The 883-nt window shown below is 47.6% G+C and carries 7 tRNA genes; all 7 read right to left on the reverse strand.

Annotated features, from left to right (window positions below):
* Positions 1-195: 195 nt before the first annotated feature.
* The 7 genes from LMC10_RS01115 to LMC10_RS01145 all read right to left on the reverse strand — a co-directional run bounded on the left by LMC10_RS01115 (position 196) and on the right by LMC10_RS01145 (position 840).
* Positions 196-280: transfer RNA gene (locus tag LMC10_RS01115), tRNA-Leu, on the reverse strand.
* A 14-nt stretch (positions 281-294) separates the two neighbouring features.
* Positions 295-365, reverse strand: a tRNA-Cys gene (locus LMC10_RS01120).
* Positions 366-401: 36 nt separating this feature from the next.
* Positions 402-476, reverse strand: a tRNA-His gene (locus LMC10_RS01125).
* A gap of 17 nt (positions 477-493) precedes the next feature.
* Positions 494-564: transfer RNA gene (locus LMC10_RS01130), tRNA-Trp, on the reverse strand.
* 6 nt (positions 565-570) lie between these two features.
* A tRNA-Tyr gene (locus LMC10_RS01135) sits at positions 571-653 on the reverse strand.
* A 5-nt stretch (positions 654-658) separates the two neighbouring features.
* Positions 659-731: transfer RNA gene (locus tag LMC10_RS01140), tRNA-Phe, on the reverse strand.
* 36 nt (positions 732-767) lie between these two features.
* Positions 768-840 (reverse strand) — tRNA-Val (locus LMC10_RS01145).
* Positions 841-883: the final 43 nt, after the last annotated feature.

An 883-nucleotide genomic window follows, 5' to 3' on the forward strand; every position in this document is an offset into this window, starting at 1 on the left:
GCAAAAGAGGCCTTTTTTATATAATTTTTATCGCCCACCCGCATAGCAGGTGGTTTTTTGTTTCGTGCACTCGCTCTGCTCGCGCACTCAACCAGGTCTAAAGACATTAATGTAAAAACTCCTGTAACCCTTGATACAAAAGAATTACAGGAGTTAACTTTAGCTTAGCTGATACTTCGCATTCCTGCTTAAATATGCCTCCGGTGGGGGTCGAACCCACACTCCCTCAACGGGAACTGGATTTTGAGTCCAGCGCGTCTGCCAATTCCGCCACAGAGGCATCAGCTAACTAAAAGGTGGTAATCGGATTTGAACCGATGATAAAGGTTTTGCAGACCTCTGCCTTACCACTTGGCTATACCACCAAATAGTTAAGATTAAGTAATAAGCTTAATCAAAAGGGCGGTATGTGGGATTCGAACCCACGCGTGCCGGACCCACAAACCGGTGTGTTAACCAAACTTCACCAATACCGCCAAAATATTCAGTTAAGCAGGGATAGTAGGAATCGAACCCACAATGACGGTTTTGGAGACCGTAGTTATACCGTTTAACTATATCCCTATAAAATGGGGGAGAGTGGATTCGAACCACCGAACCCGAAGGAACGGTTTTACAGACCGTCGCGTTTAGCCAGACTTCGCTACTCCCCCATAAATGGCGCGGGACGGAATCGAACCGCCGACACACGGAGCTTCAATCCGTTGCTCTACCAACTGAGCTACCGAGCCATTGTGTCATGGGTATATACAACTATTAAGTTGTAATGGAGGATACAGGGCTCGAACCTGTGACCCCCTGCTTGTAAGGCAGATGCTCTCCCAACTGAGCTAATCCTCCAAAAGTGACCCGTGCGGGATTTGAACCCACGATACCAGCGTGA

The organism is Limosilactobacillus reuteri subsp. simiae (assembly GCF_020784875.1).
GTDB lineage: Bacteria > Bacillota > Bacilli > Lactobacillales > Lactobacillaceae > Limosilactobacillus > Limosilactobacillus reuteri_H.